20 protein-coding genes and 2 other annotated features are annotated in these 23,066 nt (G+C 37.5%); of the genes, 15 read left to right on the forward strand and 5 right to left on the reverse strand.

Annotation, left to right across the window (positions count from 1 at the left end; all coding sequences use genetic code 11):
- Positions 1–4: 4 nt before the first annotated feature.
- From IGL36_RS01435 to IGL36_RS01460, 6 genes are all read left to right on the forward strand, one after another.
- Complete coding sequence (locus IGL36_RS01435; protein ID WP_002355251.1) at positions 5–1,258, forward strand: MFS transporter; 1,254 nt, start codon at positions 5–7, stop codon at positions 1,256–1,258.
- Positions 1,259–1,392: 134 nt separating this feature from the next.
- The gene (arcC, locus tag IGL36_RS01440) at positions 1,393–2,331 is read left to right on the forward strand and encodes a carbamate kinase (protein WP_002355252.1); all 939 of its coding nucleotides are present in this window, start codon (positions 1,393–1,395) and stop codon (positions 2,329–2,331) included.
- A 6-nt stretch (positions 2,332–2,337) separates the two neighbouring features.
- Positions 2,338–3,558, forward strand: coding sequence for a dicarboxylate/amino acid:cation symporter (locus tag IGL36_RS01445; RefSeq protein WP_002355253.1), 1,221 nt, complete (start codon positions 2,338–2,340; stop codon positions 3,556–3,558).
- An 89-nt stretch (positions 3,559–3,647) separates the two neighbouring features.
- Positions 3,648–4,709: an ureidoglycolate dehydrogenase gene (allD, locus tag IGL36_RS01450; protein ID WP_010708246.1), complete on the forward strand. Its 1,062-nt coding sequence runs from the start codon at positions 3,648–3,650 to the stop codon at positions 4,707–4,709.
- On the forward strand, positions 4,709–6,130 hold the full coding sequence (locus tag IGL36_RS01455) for a hypothetical protein (protein WP_025189628.1): 1,422 nt from the start codon (positions 4,709–4,711) through the stop codon (positions 6,128–6,130). Before allD ends, IGL36_RS01455 begins: the two co-directional genes overlap by 1 nt.
- Before the next feature lie 24 nt (positions 6,131–6,154).
- A complete protein-coding gene (locus IGL36_RS01460; protein WP_002389547.1) occupies positions 6,155–7,378 on the forward strand; it encodes an amidohydrolase family protein in 1,224 nt (407 codons plus the stop codon).
- A gap of 137 nt (positions 7,379–7,515) precedes the next feature.
- On the opposite strand, the gene IGL36_RS01465 is transcribed toward IGL36_RS01460, so the two are convergent.
- On the reverse strand, positions 7,516–9,027 hold the full coding sequence (locus IGL36_RS01465) for a helix-turn-helix domain-containing protein (protein ID WP_002397552.1): 1,512 nt from the start codon (positions 9,025–9,027) through the stop codon (positions 7,516–7,518).
- A 74-nt stretch (positions 9,028–9,101) separates the two neighbouring features.
- On the opposite strand from IGL36_RS01465, the gene IGL36_RS01470 reads away from it, so the two are divergent.
- A complete protein-coding gene (locus IGL36_RS01470) occupies positions 9,102–11,237 on the forward strand; it encodes a vWA domain-containing protein (protein WP_002397551.1) in 2,136 nt (711 codons plus the stop codon).
- A gap of 61 nt (positions 11,238–11,298) precedes the next feature.
- Here IGL36_RS01470 and IGL36_RS01475 read toward each other — a convergent pair whose 3' ends face one another.
- Positions 11,299–11,478, reverse strand: coding sequence for a hypothetical protein (locus IGL36_RS01475; protein ID WP_002367870.1), 180 nt, complete (start codon positions 11,476–11,478; stop codon positions 11,299–11,301).
- Positions 11,479–11,663: 185 nt separating this feature from the next.
- Here IGL36_RS01475 and IGL36_RS01480 point away from each other — a divergent pair, with 185 nt between their 5' ends.
- Both IGL36_RS01480 and IGL36_RS01485 read left to right on the forward strand, forming a co-directional pair.
- Complete coding sequence (locus IGL36_RS01480; protein ID WP_002397550.1) at positions 11,664–13,022, forward strand: PcsB-like coiled-coil domain-containing protein; 1,359 nt, start codon at positions 11,664–11,666, stop codon at positions 13,020–13,022.
- Between the two features lie 117 nt (positions 13,023–13,139).
- Positions 13,140–13,369 (forward strand) — a binding site (T-box leader).
- 60 nt (positions 13,370–13,429) lie between these two features.
- Positions 13,430–14,557: a 5-methyltetrahydropteroyltriglutamate--homocysteine S-methyltransferase gene (locus IGL36_RS01485; protein WP_002386075.1), complete on the forward strand. Its 1,128-nt coding sequence runs from the start codon at positions 13,430–13,432 to the stop codon at positions 14,555–14,557.
- A gap of 51 nt (positions 14,558–14,608) precedes the next feature.
- Here IGL36_RS01485 and IGL36_RS01490 read toward each other — a convergent pair whose 3' ends face one another.
- Together IGL36_RS01490 and IGL36_RS01495 are read right to left on the reverse strand one after the other, a co-directional pair.
- Entirely contained in the window at positions 14,609–15,793 is a 1,185-nt protein-coding gene (locus tag IGL36_RS01490; protein WP_002367872.1) for an AI-2E family transporter, read from the reverse strand.
- A 15-nt stretch (positions 15,794–15,808) separates the two neighbouring features.
- The gene (locus IGL36_RS01495; protein WP_002389828.1) at positions 15,809–16,324 is read right to left on the reverse strand and encodes an HdeD family acid-resistance protein; all 516 of its coding nucleotides are present in this window, start codon (positions 16,322–16,324) and stop codon (positions 15,809–15,811) included.
- Between the two features lie 192 nt (positions 16,325–16,516).
- Between IGL36_RS01495 and IGL36_RS01500 the strand changes: the two genes are divergently transcribed.
- From IGL36_RS01500 to IGL36_RS01525, 6 genes are all read left to right on the forward strand, one after another.
- On the forward strand, positions 16,517–17,203 hold the full coding sequence (locus IGL36_RS01500; protein ID WP_002355265.1) for a DUF969 domain-containing protein: 687 nt from the start codon (positions 16,517–16,519) through the stop codon (positions 17,201–17,203).
- Positions 17,200–18,144, forward strand: a complete 945-nt coding sequence (locus IGL36_RS01505) for a DUF979 domain-containing protein (protein ID WP_002355267.1) — start codon at positions 17,200–17,202, stop codon at positions 18,142–18,144. The genes IGL36_RS01500 and IGL36_RS01505 overlap by 4 nt, the downstream gene beginning before the upstream one ends.
- Before the next feature lie 15 nt (positions 18,145–18,159).
- Positions 18,160–18,801, forward strand: a complete 642-nt coding sequence (gene pcp, locus IGL36_RS01510; protein WP_002355269.1) for a pyroglutamyl-peptidase I — start codon at positions 18,160–18,162, stop codon at positions 18,799–18,801.
- Positions 18,802–19,246: 445 nt separating this feature from the next.
- Positions 19,247–19,422: a binding site (T-box leader), on the forward strand.
- A gap of 89 nt (positions 19,423–19,511) precedes the next feature.
- On the forward strand, positions 19,512–20,957 hold the full coding sequence (nhaC, locus tag IGL36_RS01515) for a Na+/H+ antiporter NhaC (protein WP_002383673.1): 1,446 nt from the start codon (positions 19,512–19,514) through the stop codon (positions 20,955–20,957).
- A 153-nt stretch (positions 20,958–21,110) separates the two neighbouring features.
- Positions 21,111–21,545, forward strand: coding sequence for a MarR family winged helix-turn-helix transcriptional regulator (locus IGL36_RS01520; protein ID WP_002362972.1), 435 nt, complete (start codon positions 21,111–21,113; stop codon positions 21,543–21,545).
- Between the two features lie 4 nt (positions 21,546–21,549).
- Positions 21,550–22,185: a nitroreductase family protein gene (locus IGL36_RS01525; protein WP_002358386.1), complete on the forward strand. Its 636-nt coding sequence runs from the start codon at positions 21,550–21,552 to the stop codon at positions 22,183–22,185.
- A 42-nt stretch (positions 22,186–22,227) separates the two neighbouring features.
- Here IGL36_RS01525 and IGL36_RS01530 read toward each other — a convergent pair whose 3' ends face one another.
- Positions 22,228–23,061, reverse strand: a complete 834-nt coding sequence (locus tag IGL36_RS01530) for a Cof-type HAD-IIB family hydrolase (protein ID WP_002355273.1) — start codon at positions 23,059–23,061, stop codon at positions 22,228–22,230.
- Positions 23,062–23,066: the final 5 nt, after the last annotated feature.

Here is a 23,066-nt window from a genome sequence, read left to right on the forward strand (position 1 = left end):
AGACATGGAGAATAGTAAAAAAAATCAAGCAGTGCAAGTGAGCAATAGTTACTGGATTAAAGTCGTAGCCATTTTCTTCGTAGGCTGGATTTTAATGTACGCAACACGAACTATTTTTAATCCAGTGATGGGGGTCATTGGAGAACAATTTGGTCTAAGTAACACACAACTTGGTTTAGCCAATAGTATCTTCTTTCTAACCTATGCTGTTGCACAGATTCCTTTTGGGATGATTGGCGATAAAATTGGGCGGAAATTAGTCATTGCTGTTGGGTTTATCGTTCTTGCTATTTCTACTTATTTTAGTGGATTAGCGACAACCTTTGTTATGTTTTTAGTCATTCGTGCAATTGCTGGTATTGGTCAAGGAGCTTACTATGGCCCACAATATGCGCTATCGACAGAAGCGATTCCAGCTAGTAAACGGACCATCGGTAATGCCATCATCAATAGTGGGATGGCCTTCGGTACATCAGGTGGGTACCTACTTTCAAGTAAGTTGGTTTTAGAAAATGGTGAACATTGGAGCAAACCATTCTTTATCATGGCGATTCCAACGTTTATCGTAGGAATTCTTTTCTATACAATTTTGAAAGAAAAAGTGATTCGTCCTGGTGAAGAAGCTGCACGAGCAGCTGCTGAAGAAGGACCACAAGAAAAGATCTCATTAAAAGAAATTTTCTCAAATCGTAATTTATTAGCCGCATTTATTTTATGTTTCACAAGTATTTATGCAAACTTTGTCATTATTACTTGGTTGCCACAATTTTTAATTGCTGAACGTGGCTTTACAGGAGCGAGCGTTGGTTTCATTTCATCACTTGTACCATGGGCCTCTATTCCAGGCGCCTTAATCTTCGCTCGTTTGAATGATAAAACAGGTGCGACGAAAAAATTAGTCTTTACATTAGTACCTTTAGCAATCCTATCTGTCTTTGCGATTGCTTTTGTAACAAATCGGACATTGTTAATTTCTGTTTTAATTCTTTATGGGTTAACAGGGAAATTAGCGTTAGATCCAATTATGGTGACTTTTGTTACCAAACATGCACCAAAAGCGGCCTTAGGAACAACGTTAAGTGCCTATAATTTTATCGGGATGTCAGGGTCAATCTTAGCACCGTATGTCACAGGATATTTAGCAGATACAGCAGGCTCAATGCAAGTTGGCTTCTATCTTTCTTGTGTACTATTAGTTATTGGTTTACTAGCTTTTGCTTTCTTAGCTAAAGATGAGAGTAAACCGAAATTAGGTTAATTATCCCTTCGATAATGACTGAAACAATCAAAATGAGCAAGACAAAATCTTTCATTTCGTAAACAAATTATTTCTTATCCGTCGATACTGAAAAGATTTTGTCTTTGCTTTACTAAAAAGGAGCGAATCAATCAATGAGTTTAAACGTAATTGCCCTAGGTGGGAATGCTATTTTAGATACGGATCCAACAGATGAAGGCCAAAAAGCCGTCGTTAATCACGCGGCCAAATATATTGCAGAATTTGTTGCCAAAGGGGAACAAGTCATTGTCTGTCACGGAAACGGACCACAAGTAGGGAATTTGCTTTTACAACAAAAAGCAGGCGAAAGTGAAAAAAATCCAGCGTTGAAATTGGATACTTGTGTTGCGATGACACAAGGAAGCATCGGTTACTGGTTACAAAATGCTTTAACTAATGAGTTTGAAAAACGTAACATTGCTAAACCAGTTATCTCTGTAGTTACGCAAGTGCGTGTGGACAAAGAAGATCCTTCGTTTAAAAAACCATCCAAACCAATTGGTCCATTCTATACAAAAGAAGAAGCTGACGCGGAAGCAGCTAAAGATGGCTCTACGTATGTGGAAGATGCTGGTCGTGGCTACCGAAAAGTTGTTCCATCACCAATGCCTAAAGAAATTGTTGAAAAAGAGGCGGTTCGTGCTTTAGTAGAGGCGGACGTTTTAACTATCTGTTCTGGTGGCGGGGGCATTCCGGTCGTAGCAGAAGACGGACAATACGTAGGCGTGGAAGCGGTTAACGACAAAGATTTCTCTGCACGTGTTTTAGCTGAAAACGTTGATGCAGACCGTTTGATTATTTTGACAGGCGTTGATAACATCTACATTAATTACAATCAACCAGATCAAAAAGCATTAGAACAAATCAGTGTAGCCGAAGCAGAAGAATACATTAAAGAAGGTCACTTTGCTGCTGGTAGTATGCTACCAAAAATCGAAGCTGCCTTAGACTTCGTAAAAGGTGATGACAAACGGAAAGCAATCATTACTTCTATCGAAAACTTAGAAAACATCGATAAAGAAGCAGGAACTGTGATCAGTCAAAAGGGGTAGTTTACCATGAAAAAACCGTCCATGATCACCCAAATTGCAATTGCTGTTGTCGTAGGAATCCTCGTAGGACTCTTGATTCCTGCTAGCGGCAATTACTTGAAAATAGTTGGAGATGTCTTTTTGCGACTGATGCAAATGGCTATTCCTATCTTGATCTTAGGGCAAATTGTCCAAGCAGTTGGCAGTATTAATCCAAAAGAATTAACGAGCCTTGGGGGTAGAACAATCGCTGTTTTCGGGATTTCCTCCTTAGCTGCCGCTTTATGGGGCGTACTAATGGCAGTCATTTTTAATCCAGGATACGGTGTTAAAATGACTGGCTTCCAAGATGCTTCTATTAAAGCGCAAGAAATCTCAATCACTGATACGATTTTAAATTTCGTTCCGAAAAATATTTTTGATTCACTGACTCAAGGATCGATTATTCAAATTATTGTCTTTGCATTATTTTTTGGTTTAGCACTGAATAAATACTTACAAAGCCATCCAGAGACACAACTCTTCCAAATAATTGTGGACTTTAATGAAGTTATCATTACAGTCATTCGATACGTCATGTATCTAGCACCTCTGGGGATTTTTGCTTTAATTGCTTCAACAATTAGTCACTTAGGCCTTCAAATTATTTTACCGTTAGTGAAGTATCTATTGGTCTATGGATTAGGAACTATTTTATTTTTGGGCATCTGGATTTTGGTTATCACATTGTACTGTAAAGTAAGTCCACTACGTTTAATTACAAACATGAAAAATATGTCTGTGATGGCCTTGGCGACAACTTCTTCAGCAATTACTTTACCAGTAGCTTTGGAAGAAACAGAAACAAAATTAGGTTTAAGTAAGCGAATTACTAACTTAGTGTTGCCGTTAGGCATGTCGTTAAACAGTAACGGTTCAGCGATGCATATGGCTTTTACTGTAATGACTATCGCGCAGATGTATCAGCTAGATTTTGATATTACGAAAATGATTTACTTAGCAATTACAGCAACGTTTGTCTCACTAGCAAACGCAGTTGTTCCCGGTGCGGGCTTAGTCTCACTGGCAGTGATTGTTCCGCAAATGGGTTTACCCATTGAGAGTATTGCAATTTTTGCAGGCGTCGAATGGTTTGTTGGCATGTTACGAACAATTTTAAATGTCAATTCAGATGTTTACTCTGCTATTCTAGTTGCAAAATCAGTGGATGAAATTGACTATACTGTCTTTAACAGTAGCAATAAGTAGTGAAAAAAGGGGAGGAAATGCAAGGACGAAGAAGAAAATCACTTGTTTTCTTTCCCTTTTTTAAGATTAATGATAAAGGAGCAAGCGCAATGGAAGAAATGGTTGTCGTTACACCGGAGAAATTAGAAAAGCTGATGAAACAAAAATTAGAAGCTGCTGGTTTACATTCTGAACATGCCGAAGAAGTTGCTCGACATTTAACTTTTGCAGATGCTAGCGGTATTCATTCACACGGGGCGGTTCGTATGGATTATTATGCGGAACGGATTGCAAAAGGCGGGATCACGATTGACCCCGAATTATCATTTGAAAAAACTGGACCGTCCACTGCCATTTTTCATGGCGATAATGGCGTGGGTCAATTTGTTTGTAACGAAGCATTAGCTGCTGCAGTTGACCTAGCCAAAGAATCAGGGTTAGCGTATGTTGGCGTTTCTCAAACGAGTCATAGCGGGACGTTATCGTATTATGTTAAAAAAGCAGCGGAACAAGGCATGGTTGCTCTTTCGATGTGTCAATCTGATCCAATGGTGGTACCGTTTGGTGGTACAAGCAATTATTTTGGGACAAATCCAATCGCTTTTGCAGCACCTAGAGCAGGTCACGAACCAGTCGTGTTTGATATGGCTACGACAGTACAGGCTTGGGGGAAAATTTTAGATGCACGTTCAAGAGATGTTGAAATTCCCGACACGTGGGCAGTAGACGAAAAAGGCCAGCCAACGACTGATCCTTATGAAGTACGAGGTTTATTGCCGATTTCAGGACCAAAAGGATATGGACTAATGATGATGGTCGATGTCTTAGCTGGTTCGTTGTTAGGCTTACCTTTTGGCAAACATGTCAGCTCCATGTATGCGGATTTAACGGAGAAACGGAATCTGGGACAGATGTTTTTAATCATTGATCCAAGCCGCTTTACAGATTCTGAACGATTTAAAGAAAATATTAATCAAATGGTGGAAGAACTTCATAGTGTGCCTACAGCAGAAGGGTTTCAACAAGTTTATTATCCAGGAGAAATTGGTCAGCTAAACTATCAAAAAGCCATGTCAGAAGGCATTGAAATTCCACAAAGTATTTATGATTATTTAGTTAGTGAGATTGTACATTACGATAAATATGGCGGGCAAGGTGCCTTTGCCAAATAATGAGGAGCGCAGAGAGTATTCGCTGCTGCGTTGCTCTCGCCTTCTTTCTATTGGAGGAAAGTAAAATGAAAAAATCGTCAAAAGTAGCACTTATTTTTGCATTCTTAGTTAGTATTTTTGTGCCAGTTGCGGCCTTTGCTGATGAGATTGGGGATGTAGTTGCCCCGACAGGAATCATGGCATTAGTTGTGATTATTCCATTGATTGTTGTTTTGGTTCTATTGTTTATGAAAGTCGATATGATTATCGCTGGTTTAATTGGTGGCGTCTTAGCGATGCTGATTGGTGGCATTGGACTAGAAGAAGCGAATAAACAGATGTTGGAAGCTATCCCGATGATGTTAGGAATTACCGTTCCCATCATTAATTCAGCTGTTGCGATGGCGGTCTTTAAAGCAGGTAGTTATTCAGCTGCATTAACTTTAGCCAAACGAGGCACAAAAGGAAAAGTCGAGTATGTTTCAGCTTTTATTGTTATCTTATTAGCCGCAGCCACATATATGTCAGGAATTGGTGGCGGAAGTGCGATGGTTATTGCGCCATTGGCCTTTGCCGCAGTTGGCGTTGTTCCTGAATTAATTGCAGCAATGTCTTTAGCTGCTGCGGTATCATTTACAACATCACCCGCTTCATTAGAATCAAGTATTGTTTCAAAATTAGGCGATATCAGTGTCGGTTCATATGTTTCAACCATACGACCTTACTGGTTATTCTTCGTAGCATTAGCGATTGTTTTAGCCTTTTGGGGAACGAAACATAGAAATGTTGGCTTTAAAGAGTCGGCAGATGATGAATTTGATAAAAAGAGCAATGGTGAATTATTTAAAATTACCTTGCCAGCCATTTTCTTATTGTTTGCTGTAATTTTTGGACCAATTGTGAATGATTTAATTGGTTTTGCCTTCTTTACGCCACTTGTATACATGATTTTAACATTAGTTTTAATTTTCTTATGTACAGATTTCTCAATGAACAAATCTGTCGAAGCGATGGTAGATGGGTCTACATATATTTTGACTCGTTTATTCCAAGTAGGGATTTTCTTAGCCTTTATTAATGTTATTGCACAAACAGGAACGTTTGCTGTCATCGCAGGTGTTGCTGAAAATGCACCAGCCTTTATTGTCGTGCCAGTTGCCATTTTAACAGGGATTTTAATTGGGATTCCAGCTGGGGCCTACGTAGGTTCTGTTTTAACTTTAGTGCTACCAGTTGCTGTATCGTTGAACTTCCCGCCGTTAGCATTAGGTTTTGTAGCAATGGGTGTTGGTTTAGGTAGTCAAATGAGTTTCGTTAATATTACTATGCAAGCTTTATCTTCAGGCTTCCAAATTCCAATTTTGGATGTAGTTAAAGGAAACGTGAAATGGTTAAGTATTGCCTCTGTACTATTATTAGTTATCGGTTTAATCTTTGGATAAAAAACAATTTAGGGAGTGGAAAACATGGATTTATTAATTAAACAAGTTCGTCTTCAAGACGGTGAAGCATTACAAGATGTAGCTATTAAAGAAGGAAAAATCATTGAAATCGCCCCAGTTATTACTGGCGATGCCAAAGAAGTCATCGAAGCAGATGGTCGTGTTTTAATCCCAGGTTTTGTAGAAAGCCATTTACATTTGGACAAGGCATTAATCGCTGATCGTAAACCAAATAAATCAGGTACGTTGAAAGAAGCAATTGAAGTAACCGCAGAATTAAAACCAACATTTACCGAAGAAGACATTTACGACCGTGCCAAACGTGCTTTAGAAATGTTAATCGTTCATGGAACCACGGCGTTAAGAACGCATGCAGAATTTGACCCAGCGCAAGGTTTTACTGGCTTCAAAACAATTATGCGTTTGAAAGAAGAATACAAAGAGTTAATTGACATGCAAGTAGTTGCGTTTCCGCAAGAAGGAATTTTTAAAGCCCCTGGAACAGAACAAATGATGTATGAAGCAATGGATATGGGCGCAGACGTTGTCGGCGGTATTCCTTATAATGATGCACCAGCGAAAGAACATATTGATTTAGTGTTTGAAATTGCTAAAAAATATGATAAAGATGTAGATTTACACCAAGATTTTGCCGATGAAGCTGATGATATGAGTATTGAATATTTATGTGAAAAAACCATCGCTGAAGGCTACCAAGGCCGTGTTTCAGTGGGCCACTTAACGGCATTGCATGCCTTACCTGAAGCAGAATTGGCGCCTATTATTGCAAAAATGGCGGAAGCAAATATTAGCGTGATGGCTTTACCAGCAACGGATTTACATTTAGGGGCTCGCGGTGATCAGTACAATGTTCGACGTGCGGTTACGCCAATCCGTAAATTACGCGATGGTGGCGTGAATGTCTGTATTGCTACAAATAATATTCGCAATGCTTTTACACCATATGGCACAGGGGATATTGTTCAAACAGCGATGTTAGCCATTCCTGTTGGGCACCTAGGTGGAGCGGATGACTTAAAAACAGTGCTACCAATGGTAACAACAAGTCCTGCTCGTGCGATGGGACTAGAAGGATACGGTGTCGCAGTTGGGAATAAAGCAGATTTAGTCTTATTAGACACAAAAGTGGTTGAACATGCGATTATTGATATTCCAGAACGGTTATATGTTATTAAAAACGGCCGTGTTACAGTCAAGACAGACAAAAAAGTCGAAATCATTCGTTAAGAAAAAACAAAAAGCTCAAAATGTTAGTTGTCAAAACTAACATTTTGAGCTTTTTTGATAAAGGTGAAGATGTGTTTGATTGATCCTGTTTTAGTTATTTTTTTGTTCCACGAGTTCTATTTATTAACAGAATTAAATCATTTCTTTGCTACCAACCGAACTAATTGTTCTTGAATCGCTAGTAAGTCAGTTAAAGAAACTTGCGCATTAATTAATAAAAATGGTGCAGCTTGTTTTACTTGCAGCAAAGGCGTAGTGCTTAAATAAAGGTCGTACCTATCTTCTTCAGACAATTGATTAATTGCAAGGTGATAGAAACTTGCAAACGTTTCACGAATTCGTTGAATGATAATCGCTTCAATCGGTGTAGGTAAGTCTGTTTCTATTTTTATGTGAATTGTTTGATTGAAAGCTGTTGGAGCAGTAATTAACGTGTAGGCCATCGATAATTGAAGGCCTAAGCCAGTTTGTTTAGCTGGGTTCGAAACATAGATGTCTTGCTCGGTGACTATCTTTTGTGCATGCTCAAATAAATGAGCAAAATTTTGTAATAAATACTTCTTAATATTGTAGCCAGTAAGTGTAAAATCCATTTGTTCAAATAACTCTACGAAAAGAAGGCCAGCCACTAATTGTTTTGTGAATAAGACCCTGTTTTTTGTCGTTTCAAAGGCATGAGGGTTTTCTGTTTCAAGGGAGTGAAGAATCTTTTTAATAAAAGAATTCGTCTCTGAAAAAGGTCGGTTAGGTTCGATTAAATCTGTAAAGTGTTTGTTCGAGAGTTGTACTGTTGTATTTGTTAATAGAAATAAAAAAATCAGATGACTTTCACTCTTGGGTAACAGAAAGGCGTTCGTTAATTGATTTTCTAAATGTTCTTTTAGTAGATGATGAGTATCAACAAATTGAAGCAGTACTTCTTGATCTTCATCAGATAAAGAAGAAATAGATTCAGAAAGCAGGAAATTTGTCTGGAATCCCTTTCGATAACGAATAATATTTACCGCTAAAATATAACAAATAAGTTTCATATTCAATTGATTAGCTGGAAAATAGCCTAAAGCAATCAGTTCTTTCGCAAGGGTTTCACATTTTGTTTGCGAAACGTCAGCAAATGGCCAATCGAGACCAGAAAAAACGCGCCAATAGAAAGCAATCATGAAAAAACGAATGCGTGGTTCAGCACCAACTAAACGAATCTCGCCTTTGGTTCTCTGGATCGAAAAATCAAAGGTTTTTAAAATGGTATCTAACTCAGCAACCTTATGCCGAACAGTTGATTCGGATAAGAATTGGTCCATACTAAATTTTGTTAAATGAACATTGCTTTCAAAGAATAGTTTTTCGAGCAATGTAAAATACGGACTACTTTGCAAAATTTGCTTCGTCAAAATTTTATATTCTTTTTTTGATCCCATGAAACAATAGCCTTTACCTCGCTCGGCAGAGAAAATATGTGAACAATTATTAGCCAATACATAAGGTTTACTAATTAAGGATTCGTAGTATTTATTGATTGAACGTCGATCCATTTGTAACAATTGACTAAGCGTTTCAATACGAATAAAGTTTTTTTTATGGTACAACAAACGCAGTAAATCCAATTCCTTTTTAACTTCTGAGCCGAAAAAAGTGTCTAATATTTCCATTATTCTTCTCCAATTGGTTCGATTCTTTTTGTTAAAATAAGTATAACTTGTTTTTTATTCGATTGTTTAAAAAAATGTACTTAGCAAGTACATTTTTTTGTCTCCTTAAAAGTTATTTCTGTAGTAAGTTACATATATCGCTCAAATTTCATTTGAATGAGAAATTACTTACCACAAAGGAGTTAAAAAAATTGAAAAAAACAACCTTATTTTTATTTATGTTCTTTTTCCTAATGACTATTTTTAGTATAGACGTTTCCGCAGAAACATACAATTTTAACTATAAAAATGACGAACAAGGTCATTATTTAACGAACGGAATTAGTGAGGGAGACACAAACAATTATGATTATGGTCATGCCCCTGAAGCGACATTTGACGAAGAAAAATATGTGAATTATGGAGATGAAGCTTATTTGAAGAAAAGTGTGGCGGCTGTGACAGGCCAGCAAGGGCTTTTTAATGTGACTTTAGATGTAAAAGGAAATCAGACAGAAAGCCCTATTGATCTAGTGCTAGTGATTGACTATTCTTCGTCAATGAAAGGTGAAAAATTAAACAACGCTTTGAAAGGTTTGCAACAATTCGGCGAAGAACTTTCAGATTCATTAACAGATGGTCATGTTCGAATTGGTATCGTTGCCTATAATCGACTAACTTACTCCACCGCGGATTTTTCTACAGACATGAATGACTTAGAAGACTTTTTAAGAAATACAGCCGAACCACATTCAGGTACGTTTATGCAAAAAGGCTTGCTAGAAGGGCAACGTTTATTGGCTGAAAAAAGTCGTCCAAATGCAAAAAAGATGTTGGTTCATATTGGTGATGGTAGTGCAAATGCTAGTTTTTTACCTAGAGAAAATGCTCAAATCTATCCCAATAATGGGGAAATTATCGATTACAACGGTTACCATACATCGTCCTACATGGAAGAGTTTCAAACAGAATCCAATCAGTACTATACAAGTAACAGTGCTTCTACTGATGCTAACGCTATCCAAACAAACAGTACAACAGTGACAGATAATACGTTAGGAACCATTGTTTCTCTAAAAAAATCAGGAGATACTTATTATTCAATTGCAGCTAATCCTTCGTTAAGAGGAGAGTATATTAGTAGGAATATAGCTTCTGATCCTAAAAATTATTTGATTATTGATGAAAATTTATCTGGTTTGGGCACTGCACTGAAAGAATTAGCTGGGAGTATCAATAATACTATCCATGAGGGGCTCATTATCGATCCAATGGGAGAAAATATTCTTTTACAAGGTGCTGGGAATTTCACAGAAGATAACTACCAACTAAAAGGTTGGCGAAAAATGCCAACGGGTGAATGGTTAGAGGCTAGTGACTTATTGACTGATGTCGTAGTTACAGAAGAAAATCAAGTGCTCCATATTTCTACTATTTCATTAGGAAAGAACGAACGTTTAACATTAACTTATCAGATTAGATTGAACACAGAAACAAATGATTTTAAAGGAGATACATGGTTTTTATGTAATGATCGTACTACGTTACAACCAACTCCAGAAGAAGAAACAGTTGATTTTCCGATTCCAGCAATTAAAGCACCTACTGTACAATTAAAATTGATTAAGAACTGGGAAAATATTACAGAAAAAGAAATTCCAGAAGCAATTCAATATCAAGTAACTCGAAAAACGACAACAGATGAAACTGCTTGGTCCACTTCAGAAGTCATGCAATTAACCCAAAAAGAAGGCTATCAAAAGCTGATTAATCAAGTAACGGTTAATGGCGCAGAAGTAGCATTACCAAAGTTTAATAACAGGGGTGAAGACTTTGTATATCAGATAGAAGAAGTGAACGTGCCAGCTGAATTTGACAGTATAATGACAAAGACAAAGGATGAATTTATCCTTACAAATCGTCGTAAAGAAGTTGTTTCCAGCACAACAGATACAAGTACGAATGAGTCTTTAAGTTCTGAGACTGCTACGACAAATTCGAGTGCTGAAAAACCAATTGTTGTAGAAACTACCACAACAACCTCAGAACTCAAGGATAATAATTTCTCAGCAGAGACGAACACAACAGCAAAAAAAATAACGAAGGCTACACCCAATGACAGACATTTGCCAAAAACAAACGAAACCCAGAAATTTCAAAGAGTATTCTTACTATTAGGTGGTTTGTTGGTAGGTTTATCTGGATTCTATTTACTTAAGCAGAGAAACTAAAATAATTCTTTAAATAAAGCAATAAAAGGCGGCTCAACGAAGCGGCCTTTTTCTTGATTCATTACCAAAATATAACGAATTTTGTAACAAAAACGTTTGCTAAAAAGAAGGAAAAATGATTAATTTTACGAAAAAAAGCATATATCGACAAAAAAGAAGCAAAATTTGAATAAAAAAAGAAAAAATATGAAAAAAAATCGAAGAATTGTTTAACAATTGAAAACACGTGAAAACCAGTCATGGCAAGGTGTAAAAGCCTTACAAAAGGTAAGTTTACCTATTATGGAGAAAGAAGGAGTGATCTGAAATGTTTTTGTAACATTTCTATTGCTTAATTGAAATATGGGTGTGGTAGAATGTTTTTGTCGTAAGAAAAGATTAAGATATTTTAAATAAACTTTAGAAATTAATTCGGAGGAATGACAAGTGAAGAAACGTCTATTTGCATCAGTATTACTATGTTCATTAACGCTATCAGCAATTGCTACCCCAAGCATCGCTTTGGCGGACAATGTTGATAAAAAAATTGAAGAAAAAAATCAAGAAATTTCATCATTAAAAGCAAAACAAGGGGATTTAGCTTCACAAGTATCTTCTTTAGAAGCAGAAGTATCTTCAGTATTTGATGAAAGCATGGCTTTACGTGAACAAAAGCAAACACTAAAAGCAAAATCAGAACAATTACAACAAGAAATTACAAACTTGAATCAACGTATTGAAAAACGTAACGAAGCAATCAAAAATCAAGCACGTGATGTTCAAGTTAATGGACAAAGCACAACAATGCTAGATGCAGTTTTAGATGCGGACTCAGTTGCAGATGCAATCAGCCGTGTTCAAGCTGTTTCAACAATCGTAAGTGCCAACAACGACTTAATGCAACAACAAAAAGAAGATAAACAAGCCGTTGTTGATAAAAAAGCTGAAAACGAGAAAAAAATGAAACAACTTGAAGCAACAGAAGCTGAATTAGAAACAAAACGTCAAGATTTACTTTCTAAACAATCTGAATTAAACGTAATGAAAGCTTCATTAGCATTAGAACAATCATCAGCTGAAAGTTCTAAAGCTGGCTTAGAAAAACAAAAAGCAGCTGCTGAAGCAGAGCAAGCACGCTTAGCTGCTGAACAAAAAGCTGCAGCTGAAAAAGCTAAACAAGCTGCTGCAAAACCAGTTCAAGCTAAAGCAGAAGTAAAAGCAGAAGCACCAGTTGCCTCTTCTTCAACAACAGAAGCGCAAGCGCCAGCAAGCTCAAGCTCAGCAACTGAATCAAGCACGCAACAAACAACTGAAACAACTACACCAAGTACAGATAATAGTGCAACAGAAAATACTGGCTCTTCTTCAGAACAATCAACAACACCAAGTGGTAGCGAAAGTAATGGTGAGGGAACAGTTACACCACCAACACCAGAACCAGATAAAAAAGATCCAATTCCAACACCACCACCAGCTACAGGTGATGTGACGCTTGATGCATTGAACGTTCTACGTCAATCATTAGGTTTACGTCCAGTAGTATGGGATGCAGGCTTAGCAGCTTCTGCAACTGCTCGTGCAGCACAAGTTGAAGCAGGTGGCATTCCAAATGATCACTGGTCTCGTGGAGATGAAGTTATCGCAATTATGTGGGCGCCAGGTAACTCAGTAATCATGGCATGGTACAATGAAACAGGTATGGTAACAGCTTCAGGTAGCGGTCACCGTGATTGGGAAATTAACCCAGGTATTACACGTGTCGGTTTTGGTTACTCAGGTAGCACAATCGTAGGACACTCTGCCTAATCAGCAATGATAAAAATAGACGTAAGCAGCTTCTGAAAAGAAGCTGCTTTTTTCGTTACTATTTCATCCGCTTCCGTTGACAAATTTGCTAAACGTGGTATTCTAATTATAATCTAATAATTTCCGTTGAATAGGAAAGTAAGTACAAGACAGCTGGTAGAGAGACTTTGGTTGGTGAAAAAAGTTAGATGTCTGTATCGAAAAATGGCCTAGGAGGAATTTTTGTCGAAACGTAGGCAAAAACGTGATGTCTTTCGTTAACAAGACCGCTGATTATGATTGTCAGTTGAAGGGAAAGAGTCATCTTTCCGAAAAAAGGTGGTACCGCGATAATAATCGCCCTTTTACTAGTTACGGCTAGTAAAAGGGCGTTTTTTTATAAATAAAAATAGGAAAGAGTGAGGCAAATGAGTAGTCAGATTCCTTTTACAGTTGATCATGTGGGAAGTTTTTTACGTCCAGAAACAATTAAGAAAGCACGGAAAAAGGTCCAAGCAGGTGCTTTATCTCAAGCAGAGCTACGTCTTATTGAAGATGAAGAAATCAAAGCATTAGTAGCAAAACAAAAAGCTGGCGGCTTACGGGGAATCACAGATGGTGAATTTCGTCGCGGTTTTTGGCATATTGATTTCTTAGAAGGATTAAATGGTGTGACAGGCTATATCCCAGAAACGGGGTATAACCAAACCTTTCATGGAAAAGCAGCTCCGGCCTATAATATCCGCGTAGTGGATAAAATATCTTTTCCTGCGCAACATCCATTTTTAGAGGACTTTTCATTTTTAAAAGAGGTGGTGGAAGTTGGTGATGGCACGGTAGCCAAAGCAACGATCCCTAGTCCGACCATGATTTTACGTCAAGAAATTTTATCTAACGATGGCACCTCGCGCATTCAAACAATTTATCCAGAGATTGGTGCTTTTTATAAGGATTTAGCACAGACATATAAAGACGCAATTGCGGCCTTTTACGAGAGAGGTTGCCGTTATTTGCAATTTGATGATACAAATTGGGCGTTTCTAGCGGATCAGACAAAACAAGAAGAATTACGAGCAAAAGGAATACAGCCAGAAGAAATTGCACAAGTGTGTACCACGATTATTAATGAAGCCTTGGATGGTAAGCCAGAAGATTTAACTGTAACCACACACATTTGCCGTGGGAACCATGCTTCGTCTTGGTTATTTTCAGGTGGTTATGAACCGATAGCAAAAGAATTATTTGCTACGAATTATGATGGTTTCTTCTTGGAATATGACTCAGATCGTGCAGGGGACTTTTCACCATTAAGACATTGGCAAAATAATGGCAGCAAAGTCGTTTTAGGTTTAGTTACTTCTAAGTTTCCTGAATTAGAAGAGACTGAACAAGTGAAAGCACGAATTGAAGAAGCCCAACAGTTTGTTCCTTTAGAAAACTTAAGTATTAGTCCGCAATGCGGTTTTGCTTCAACGGAAGAAGGAAATCGTTTGACGGAGAAAGAACAATGGCGCAAAGTTCAATTACTTCAAGAAATTGCTAGAGAAGTATGGTAAAAAAACTGGGACATAAGTCTAAACGGCTTATGTCCCAGTTTTTTCATTGTATTATTTTAAATATTGATCTTTAGTAAAATTCGTGTGTTCATACTCGCCGTTGTCACCATAAAAGCGGTTATAGCGTTGTTTGAATTTGCGGAATAAATAAATGACTGTCACTTTAACTAGGCAATACATTGGAATCCCAAAAATAACGCCCATTAAACCAAACAGTTCACCCATAACTAACAAGACAAGTAAAATAGTAATCGGATGGACTTTTAATTTATCGCCCATCACACGAGGAATAACAAAATCACCATGAATCAATTGGATGGCAAACCAGACGATAACGAATTTTACTACCATAAATGTGGAATCCTGAAAGGCAATAATCAATCCAGGAATAAAGGCAATAAATGGCCCGATATAAGGAATAATACATAAAATACCAGCAGCTAAAGCTAAAATGCTACCAAATTGTAAACCAATTAATAGAAAAGCTGGCCAATACATAATCCCTAAAACCAACGAAGCAATGACTTGACCTTTTAGATAATCGCCAATTTGAATGTTGGCAATTTGGCTATATTCATCAAAATCAGGACGAAAAGCTGGGGGAATGATGCCTTTTACAAAGCGATAAAACTTTTCTTTGTCTTTTAAAAGGAAAAAGGCGATGATAGGTCCTGTAAACAAGGTTAGGAAAGTAGAAGAGACTGCAGAAAAGACGCTTCCCAGACCTTGTGCGCCTGTTTGTAGGTAATCCCCTGCAAAGTCTTTAAAGGAGTTTGCAAGTTTGCCCCAGAGCTGATTAATCGACTCATTAGCAGATTCTAAATCTTTTGCAAAAGGTGTTTTAGCCATAAATTCTTGTACTGTTTGGAGCGTGCTTTTCCAAAAACTTGGGAATTGTTTGATTAATTCTTCCGTTTGGTCTTGGATAATTGGGAAAAGTTGCAGTCCAACTAACACTAGTAATGCAATAATTAAGACATAGAGAATCGCAATCGCCCAAACACGGGGAATTTTTTTCTCAAGGCGTTTCACCATTGGATTAAGCAAATAAAATAGAATAATACCAAAAATTACCGGGCCTAAGACGGCACTAAAAATAACAAAAATTGGTTTAAAGATAAATGAAACAGTGTTGAATAAAAAGATAGTTACAGCAATTAGACAAAGGATAGTTAATGTGTAAAGTAAATTTTTCCCACCTAAAAAGCGGATCCACTTGGTACTTTCTTTATCCATAAGTTGCTCCTTTCGTTAAGCTTTATTTCTAAAATGACCAATAATTTCAATGACACCCATGAAAATCAGGATAAATCCAAAGACTTGCATCAAAACTAAGAGACTTTTGAAGGGGTTGAAAACTAAAACAGCTCCAGCGATTAAAACCAGAATACTGTAGATAAGCGCGCCTGTTTGACGAATATTTAAAGCAAAAGTCAATTGAACGAGGCCGTTTATAACAATGCTAATCCCTAATAAAAATGGCAGAATCGAAACAATCACCGGTGCAAAAAATAAAAAGGCTACTGCTAAGACGACAAAGATTAAACCTGTTACGAAACCAAGCCCCCAGCTACCCGTTTGTTTTTTTATTTTGTAGTCATCATAAATATTGATTAACCCTAAAAGCATCAAATAACCAGCAATTAAATAACCGACGAACTGGAAGAAAGCACCGGGATTAAAGACAATGGCACTTCCGATAACGATAAAGACGGCGTCGCGCAATAGGGTATGGCGCCGAAAATTTTCTCTAAAAGTTTGGAACATAAAAATCCTCCTCAATGTTATTGTTTCTTTTATTCTAGCGGAAAAAAGAAAAAAGTGCGAGTGGTAGCTCTAAAAAGTGTTGGAAACTGTGTCTTTAGAAAAAATAACATTAAAAATTAAAAAAGTCTTACAAATGAGCGAAAATTGGCATATAATGGAAAGTGAAATTTTATTTTAAGAAGGAGAGATTTGATGGATTTATTACCTTTATTAGGCGTATTGATCGTCATTGTCGGCTTCGCATTGAAATTTGATGCTATCTTGATTGTGATGGTTGCTTTAATAGTGACGGCTTTTACTGGCGGGCTTGGTTTGACATCAATGCTAGAAACACTAGGAACAACCTTTGTGAATAATCGAGGCATGGCTATCTTTATTATTATTATGTTAGCAACAGGAACTTTAGAAAGAAATGGCTTGAAAGAGTCAGCAGCTACGTTGATTAAACGATTCAAAAAGGTATCTGCTGGTGTGATTATTGACATTTATGGTGTCTTTCGGATTATCTTCGCCGCTTTTAACGTAAGTTTCGGTGGGGTAGCAGGTTTTGTGCGTCCGATTATTTTGCCAATGGCGTTAGGAACAATTGAATCAAAAAATTTACCAATGGTGCCAGAGTATGAAGAAGAACTAAAAGGGATGGCTTCAGCCATGGAAAATATCTGTTGGTTCTTTGGTCAAGTTCTGTTTGTTGGTGGGGCTGGGGCATTGCTTGTTCAATCAACATTGAAAGATTTAGGCTATGAAGTGACATTAGGTAAACTGGCTTTAGTGGAAGTACCAGTCGCCTTAGTTGCCTTAATTTCGGCAAGTATTTACTTTACTTTAAAAGAAAAAAGATTACGTAAAAAATATTATGGACAGGAGGGACTGAAATGAGTTTTTTCACAGATCCAAGTATTGATTTGAGTGCAAAGTTATTGGAAGTCCTTTATATTTTTATGGGGATTATCTTGTTATATACAAGTTTTCGTAGTTTTCGTGATAAAACCAATCAACATGCGTATGGGACTAGTTTATTCTGGGGAATCTTAGGGATCTTAATCGGTTTTGGTCGGTTTATCCCACCAGTTGCCTGTGGCGTACTTATTTTTGTGATGACAATTCCGGCAATTCTTCAAAAAGTGACAAAAGGAGAAAGTCGCTTACCTTCGAAAGAATACATGGAAAAAATGTCTCAAAAATTAGGAATGAAGATTTTTATTCCCGCACTAAGTATCGGGGTTTTTGCAATTCTTTTTGCCACATTGACTACTTTAGGAGCTTTAGTCGGTGTCGGTGTTGGTGTCTTTGTAGCGATTTTCATCATGATGTTCTTTTCTAAAAATAATACGCCGAAAGTATTTTTTGATGATGCGGCGGAAATGTTAGAAACAGTCGGTCCTCTTAGTACGTTGCCAATGCTATTAGCTTGTTTAGGTGCTGTTTTTACTAGCGCTGGTGTTGGTGAGATTATTTCAAAAGGGGTTAGTGCCGTAGTACCAGCAGGAAATGTCAATGTAGGGATTATTATTTATGCTGTGGGAATGGTTATTTTTACGGCTATCATGGGCAATGCCTTTGCAGCAATAACCGTGATGACAGTCGGAATTGGTGTGCCGTTTGTCTTTTCTTTAGGTGCAGATCCCGCATTAGTTGGGATGGTTGCCTTAACATGTGGTTTTTGTGGTACACTGTTAACACCGATGGCTGCGAACTTTAATATCGTACCTGTAGCCATGTTGGAAATGAAAGATAAGTACGGCGTCATTAAAAATCAATTGCCGATTGCACTTTTCATGTTAATTTTCCAAATTGTTTATATGATTCTATTCAAATAAGAAAGGATGATCGAAATGAAAGTTGTCGTTACTGGCTTTGATCCATTTGGAGGAGAAGCAATCAATCCTGCCTTTGAAGCAGTCAAAAAATTACCTGCTGAAATTGCAGGAGCTGAAATTATTAAAGTGGAGGTGCCAACTGTTTTTGGCACTAGTGGTGAAAAAGTGGCTGAAGCAATTGAAACCCATCAACCAGATATGGTGATTTGTGTTGGACAAGCAGGCGGCCGCCAAACAGTCACTGTTGAAAAAGTGGCGATTAATTTAGCGGAAGCGCGTATCCCGGATAATGCAGGACAACAACCAAGCGATGTGCCGTTGGTTGAAGATGGAGCAACAGCCTATTTTACAAATTTACCGATTAAAGCGATGGTAAAAAATTGTCATGACCATCAATTACCTGCAGCGATTTCTTATACAGCAGGAACTTTTGTATGTAATGATATTATGTATCACTTACTACACTTAATTAACACTAAATATCCAACTATTCGTGGCGGATTTATTCATGTTCCGTTCCTACCAGAACAAACAATTGATAAACCAACGTTTGCTTCTATGTCATTAGAAGCAATCACAGATTCTTTGTTCTATATGATTGAAGCAGCGGTAAAAACGCAAGAAGATATTCAACTACAAGGTGGCACAACCCACTAATTAACAGGAGCGTGGAACAAAAATCACTTTGGATTTTTGTTCCACGCTCAAAAACTGATAAACGGCGGGAACAGAAGCAACACTACGCGTTGCTCCGATCTCAACAACTTCTAAGAGCTAAAGCTCTAAGAGTTGAAGGTCCTTCGGAAATAAGCCGAAATTGTTGAGAATCCCGAAGAACGTAGTGATTCGATGATGAACAATACCTACTTGGTCTCCAAAAATTAAAGAACAATTTTCGGAAATTCCTTCTTATTGCTGAGAAACACTATTTGCAAAGCAAATAGATGTTGAACAGTACCTACTTGGTTCTCGGAGTTAAACGCTGCTGTCCCGACCTCTTTCTATTTTTACAAAAAGAAAAAGTAATTTTTGTTGGCGTGTGAAAAAATTTTTTATGCTATTTTCGTTGACAAGTCGGTTTCTTCTTGGTATATTGAGATTCATAAATTATTAGCCCAGTAGGAAATAGATGTTTTGTTCAGAAAGTCGATGGTTGCTGCGAATCGATCAAGTCTATTTGTGAATTACACTAATAAGTAGTAACAATTACATAATACATAAGCGAGAAGCAAGTAAGCTTCTAATTAAGGTGGTACCGCGGAGAGATTCGTCCTTATTCTTTAAGGATGAATCTCTCTTTTTATGTAGCTTTAGGAGGCGTTTTCAATGAGTTGTGGAGGGGTTATTCGTTATCATAAGATCCTTTAATGTCAGAGTATTCAGAAAAAAGATTAGAGGAGAGTAACGAAATGAAAGAAAAACAGAAAAAGAAGACCGTGAGTGTTCGAGAAGCAAGTATCGTATTATTAATTATTGTGGCAGCTATTGCAACAGGAGTAATTGGCTTAAAGATATCGCCAAATATTACTATTTTGTTTGTGATTGCATTGATTTTAGGCTACGCAATGTTTCGTAAAGTACCATTTGATCAAATGCATAAAGGGATTGTTGATGGCTTGAAGCCAGGGATTATTCCAATTTTTATTTTCATTTTAGTGGGTGCATTGATTGCCGTTTGGATTCAAGCAGGAATTATTCCAACGATTATGGTTTTTGGTTTTAAAATGATTAGTGTTAAATGGTTTGTGCCGTCAGTTTTTATTGTCTGTGCGATTGTCGGCAGTGCAGTAGGTAGTGCTTTTACAGTGATGTCAACAATTGGAATTGCCTTTTTCGGTATTGGCAGTACCTTAGGGTTAAATCCTGCTTTAGTTGTGGGTGCGATTGTTTCTGGTTCAGTTTTTGGTGATAAAATGTCACCTTTATCAGAATCAACAAATTTAGCCGCAGCGATTGTTGAAGCGGATTTGTTTAAACATATAAAAAACTTGATGTGGTCGACTGTACCAGCATTTATCGTCTCTTTAATCTTGTTTATGATTTTAGGGCAAACGTACGCGAATACAAGTCTGACAGAAGTAGTTCAAGTTATTCAAGTATTGGAAGACCACTTTACCATTTCCATTTGGTCATTGTTACCATTAGCCTTAATGTTAATCTGTGCCTGGCGCAAAATTCCAGCGATTATCACGATTTTGTTAAACATTATTGTGGCAGTAATTATGATTATTATTCAAAATCCGAAAGTATCGTTGCAGGCATTAGGAAACACGTTGGAAAATGGGTTTGTTTCTCAAACGGGGAACGCACAAATTGATCAATTATTAAGTCGTGGCGGAATTATGAGCATGATGCCGACTGTGGCACTTATTATTCTAACGTTGTCTCTAGGTGGCTTATTAATGGAATTAGGATTGATTTCTGCGGTCATGGAAGTTGTTTCGCAGAAAATGAGCAGTACACCGAAATTGATTTTATCAACGTTATTAACAGGAATTGGCGTAAATATTTTTATTGGTGAACAATTCCTATCGGTTATTTTACCAGGGAATGCCTTTAAAGAAGTTTACAAAAAAGAAGGTTTGGATCCGACTGTTTTAGGCAGAACCTTGGAGGATGGTGGGACGGTCATTAACTACCTCATTCCTTGGGGGATTGCAGGTAGCTTCGTAGCGGGGACCTTTGGCGTACCAACGTTGACTTACTTACCATTTGTTTTCTTTAGCTTATTATCGCCTGTCTTCTCAATGGTCAGTGCGTTTACTGGTTTAGGGATTAAGCGGTTATCAGCAGAACCTGTTACCGAAAAATAGATTGATTAAAATAGAACAGTTGATGGGGAATACTGTAGTTTCTCTCTGTCAATTGTTCTATTTTTCTTGTAAAAAAAAGGTTGCATTTTTAGAAAGAAACAGTTATAGTTGACTAGTCAATTGTTGACGAGTCATCTTTTTAAGGAGGAAACTATGTCGTTATCATTACGGGAAGTCAGCCAATTATTATGTCAGTTAAAGGTATTAGATCAAAAAATTACCAAAGTTTTTGAAGAGCAAGTTGGCTTGAGTTTGACTCGTTATGAGTTGCTGATGATTTTAAAAGAACGTCAGCCGTGTCTTCAAACGGAGATTCAAGAACACTTAAAAATCGATAGTGGTGCGGTCACTCGCCATTTGAAAATTTTAGAAGAGAAACAGTATGTGACACGACAGCGAAATCCAGAAAATAATCGGGAAGTGCTAGTGCATTTAACAGAAAAAGCACAACAAGAACTACAGCAATGTACAGCCAAGCAACAAACGGTAACAGAAATTATTCCCAGTACATTTACAAAGGACGACTGTCGCCAGTTAAAAGAACTTTTGACAAAACTAGATCAAAGCATTACAACGAAAGAGGTATGATAGAATGACAACATATACAACGAATGATTTTTCAGAGATTGTTTTTGGCCGCAAATCGGTTCGGGTGTACGATGAAACCCATAAAATTTCTCATGAAGAAATGTTAACAATGATTCAAGAAGCGACCACTGCCCCTTCTTCTGTTAACATGCAGCCATGGCGTTTTGTCGTAGTGGAAAGTGAAGCAGGCAAAGAAAAATTAAAACCCTTAATTCGCTTTAATACGCGTCAAAATGAAACATCTTCTGCAATGCTCTTAATTTTTGGTGATCTAAACTGCCATGAACGAGGAGAGGAAATTTACAATCAAGCTTATGCTAGTGGTAAAATGCCTAAGGAAGTGCGGGACCAACAATTAGCAGCCATTATTCCCCATTATGAAAGTTTAAGCAGAGAACAAATGAATGACATCGTAAAAATTGATGCGAGTTTAGCAGCTATGCAATTTATGTTAGTGGCCCGAGCTCACGGATATGAAACAAATCCAATCGGTGGTTTTGAAGCGGAAAAATTAGCCGAAACATTTGGTTTAGATCAAGAGCGCTATGTCCCAGTAATGATTTTATCTGTGGGTAAGGGCATGGAAACTGGTTATGAATCTGTTCGTTTAGCACCAGAAAAAATCACGACATTTGAATAGGCAATAAAAAATGACGGCGTACGCTTACATCAATCAACATTCTTAAAGAAAGTTGGCTAATGCAACAGCGATGCCGTCATTGTCGTTGGATAAAGTGACTTCCGTTGCGATGCTTTTAAGCTCGTCAACGGCGTTTTCCATAGCAATTCCCGTGCCGGCCCATTCCAACATAGTATAGTCGTTGTGACCATCACCAAAAGCAATTACTTCTTCAGCAGTTATGCCTAACTGTAGGGTTAGTTTTTCTAAAGAACGCGCTTTATCAATATTTTTAGCGGTAAATTCAAAATAGAAAGGAGCGGAAAAAGCAGCGGTGACGGTTTCTTTGAAAGGCGCGTAGATGGCCTCATGATATTTTTGTAAATAGGCGGGTTCACCAGCAATTAAAATTTTGTTCAAGGGAAAGTTTAGTCTGGCGGCTAAATCATGCCACTCACATAATTGAAAGTTGCCGCCCCGTGATTCATATTCAATAATATTAAAATCACCAGTCTCTAAATGTAAGGTGTTATGAAAAACATCATTGACATACATAAATGTTTCATCATTAATCATTGGAATTACGTCAAATTGTTTCAAATGCTCTAAAATTTGTTGACTCAATGACTTTGAAATTGTCTGATTAAATAGTTGTTGCTGACTGCCGTGATGGGTGACACAAGCGCCGTTATAGGAAAGTAAGTGTCCATTATAATGAGCCATCTCCAATTCATCTGCTAAGGGCCGCATACCGTTAGTCGGGCGGCCAGAAGCCAAAATCAGTGAGAGGCCTTGTTTTTGTGCAGCTACTAATGCTTGTCGCGTTTTTGGTGAAATCTTTTTTTCTGAAGTTAACAAGGTACCATCAATATCCATTACAATTGCTTTGATTGCCATAATTG

The sequence above is a fragment of the Enterococcus sp. AZ011 genome (assembly GCF_050548355.1).
Taxonomy (GTDB): Bacteria; Bacillota; Bacilli; order Lactobacillales; family Enterococcaceae; genus Enterococcus; species Enterococcus faecalis.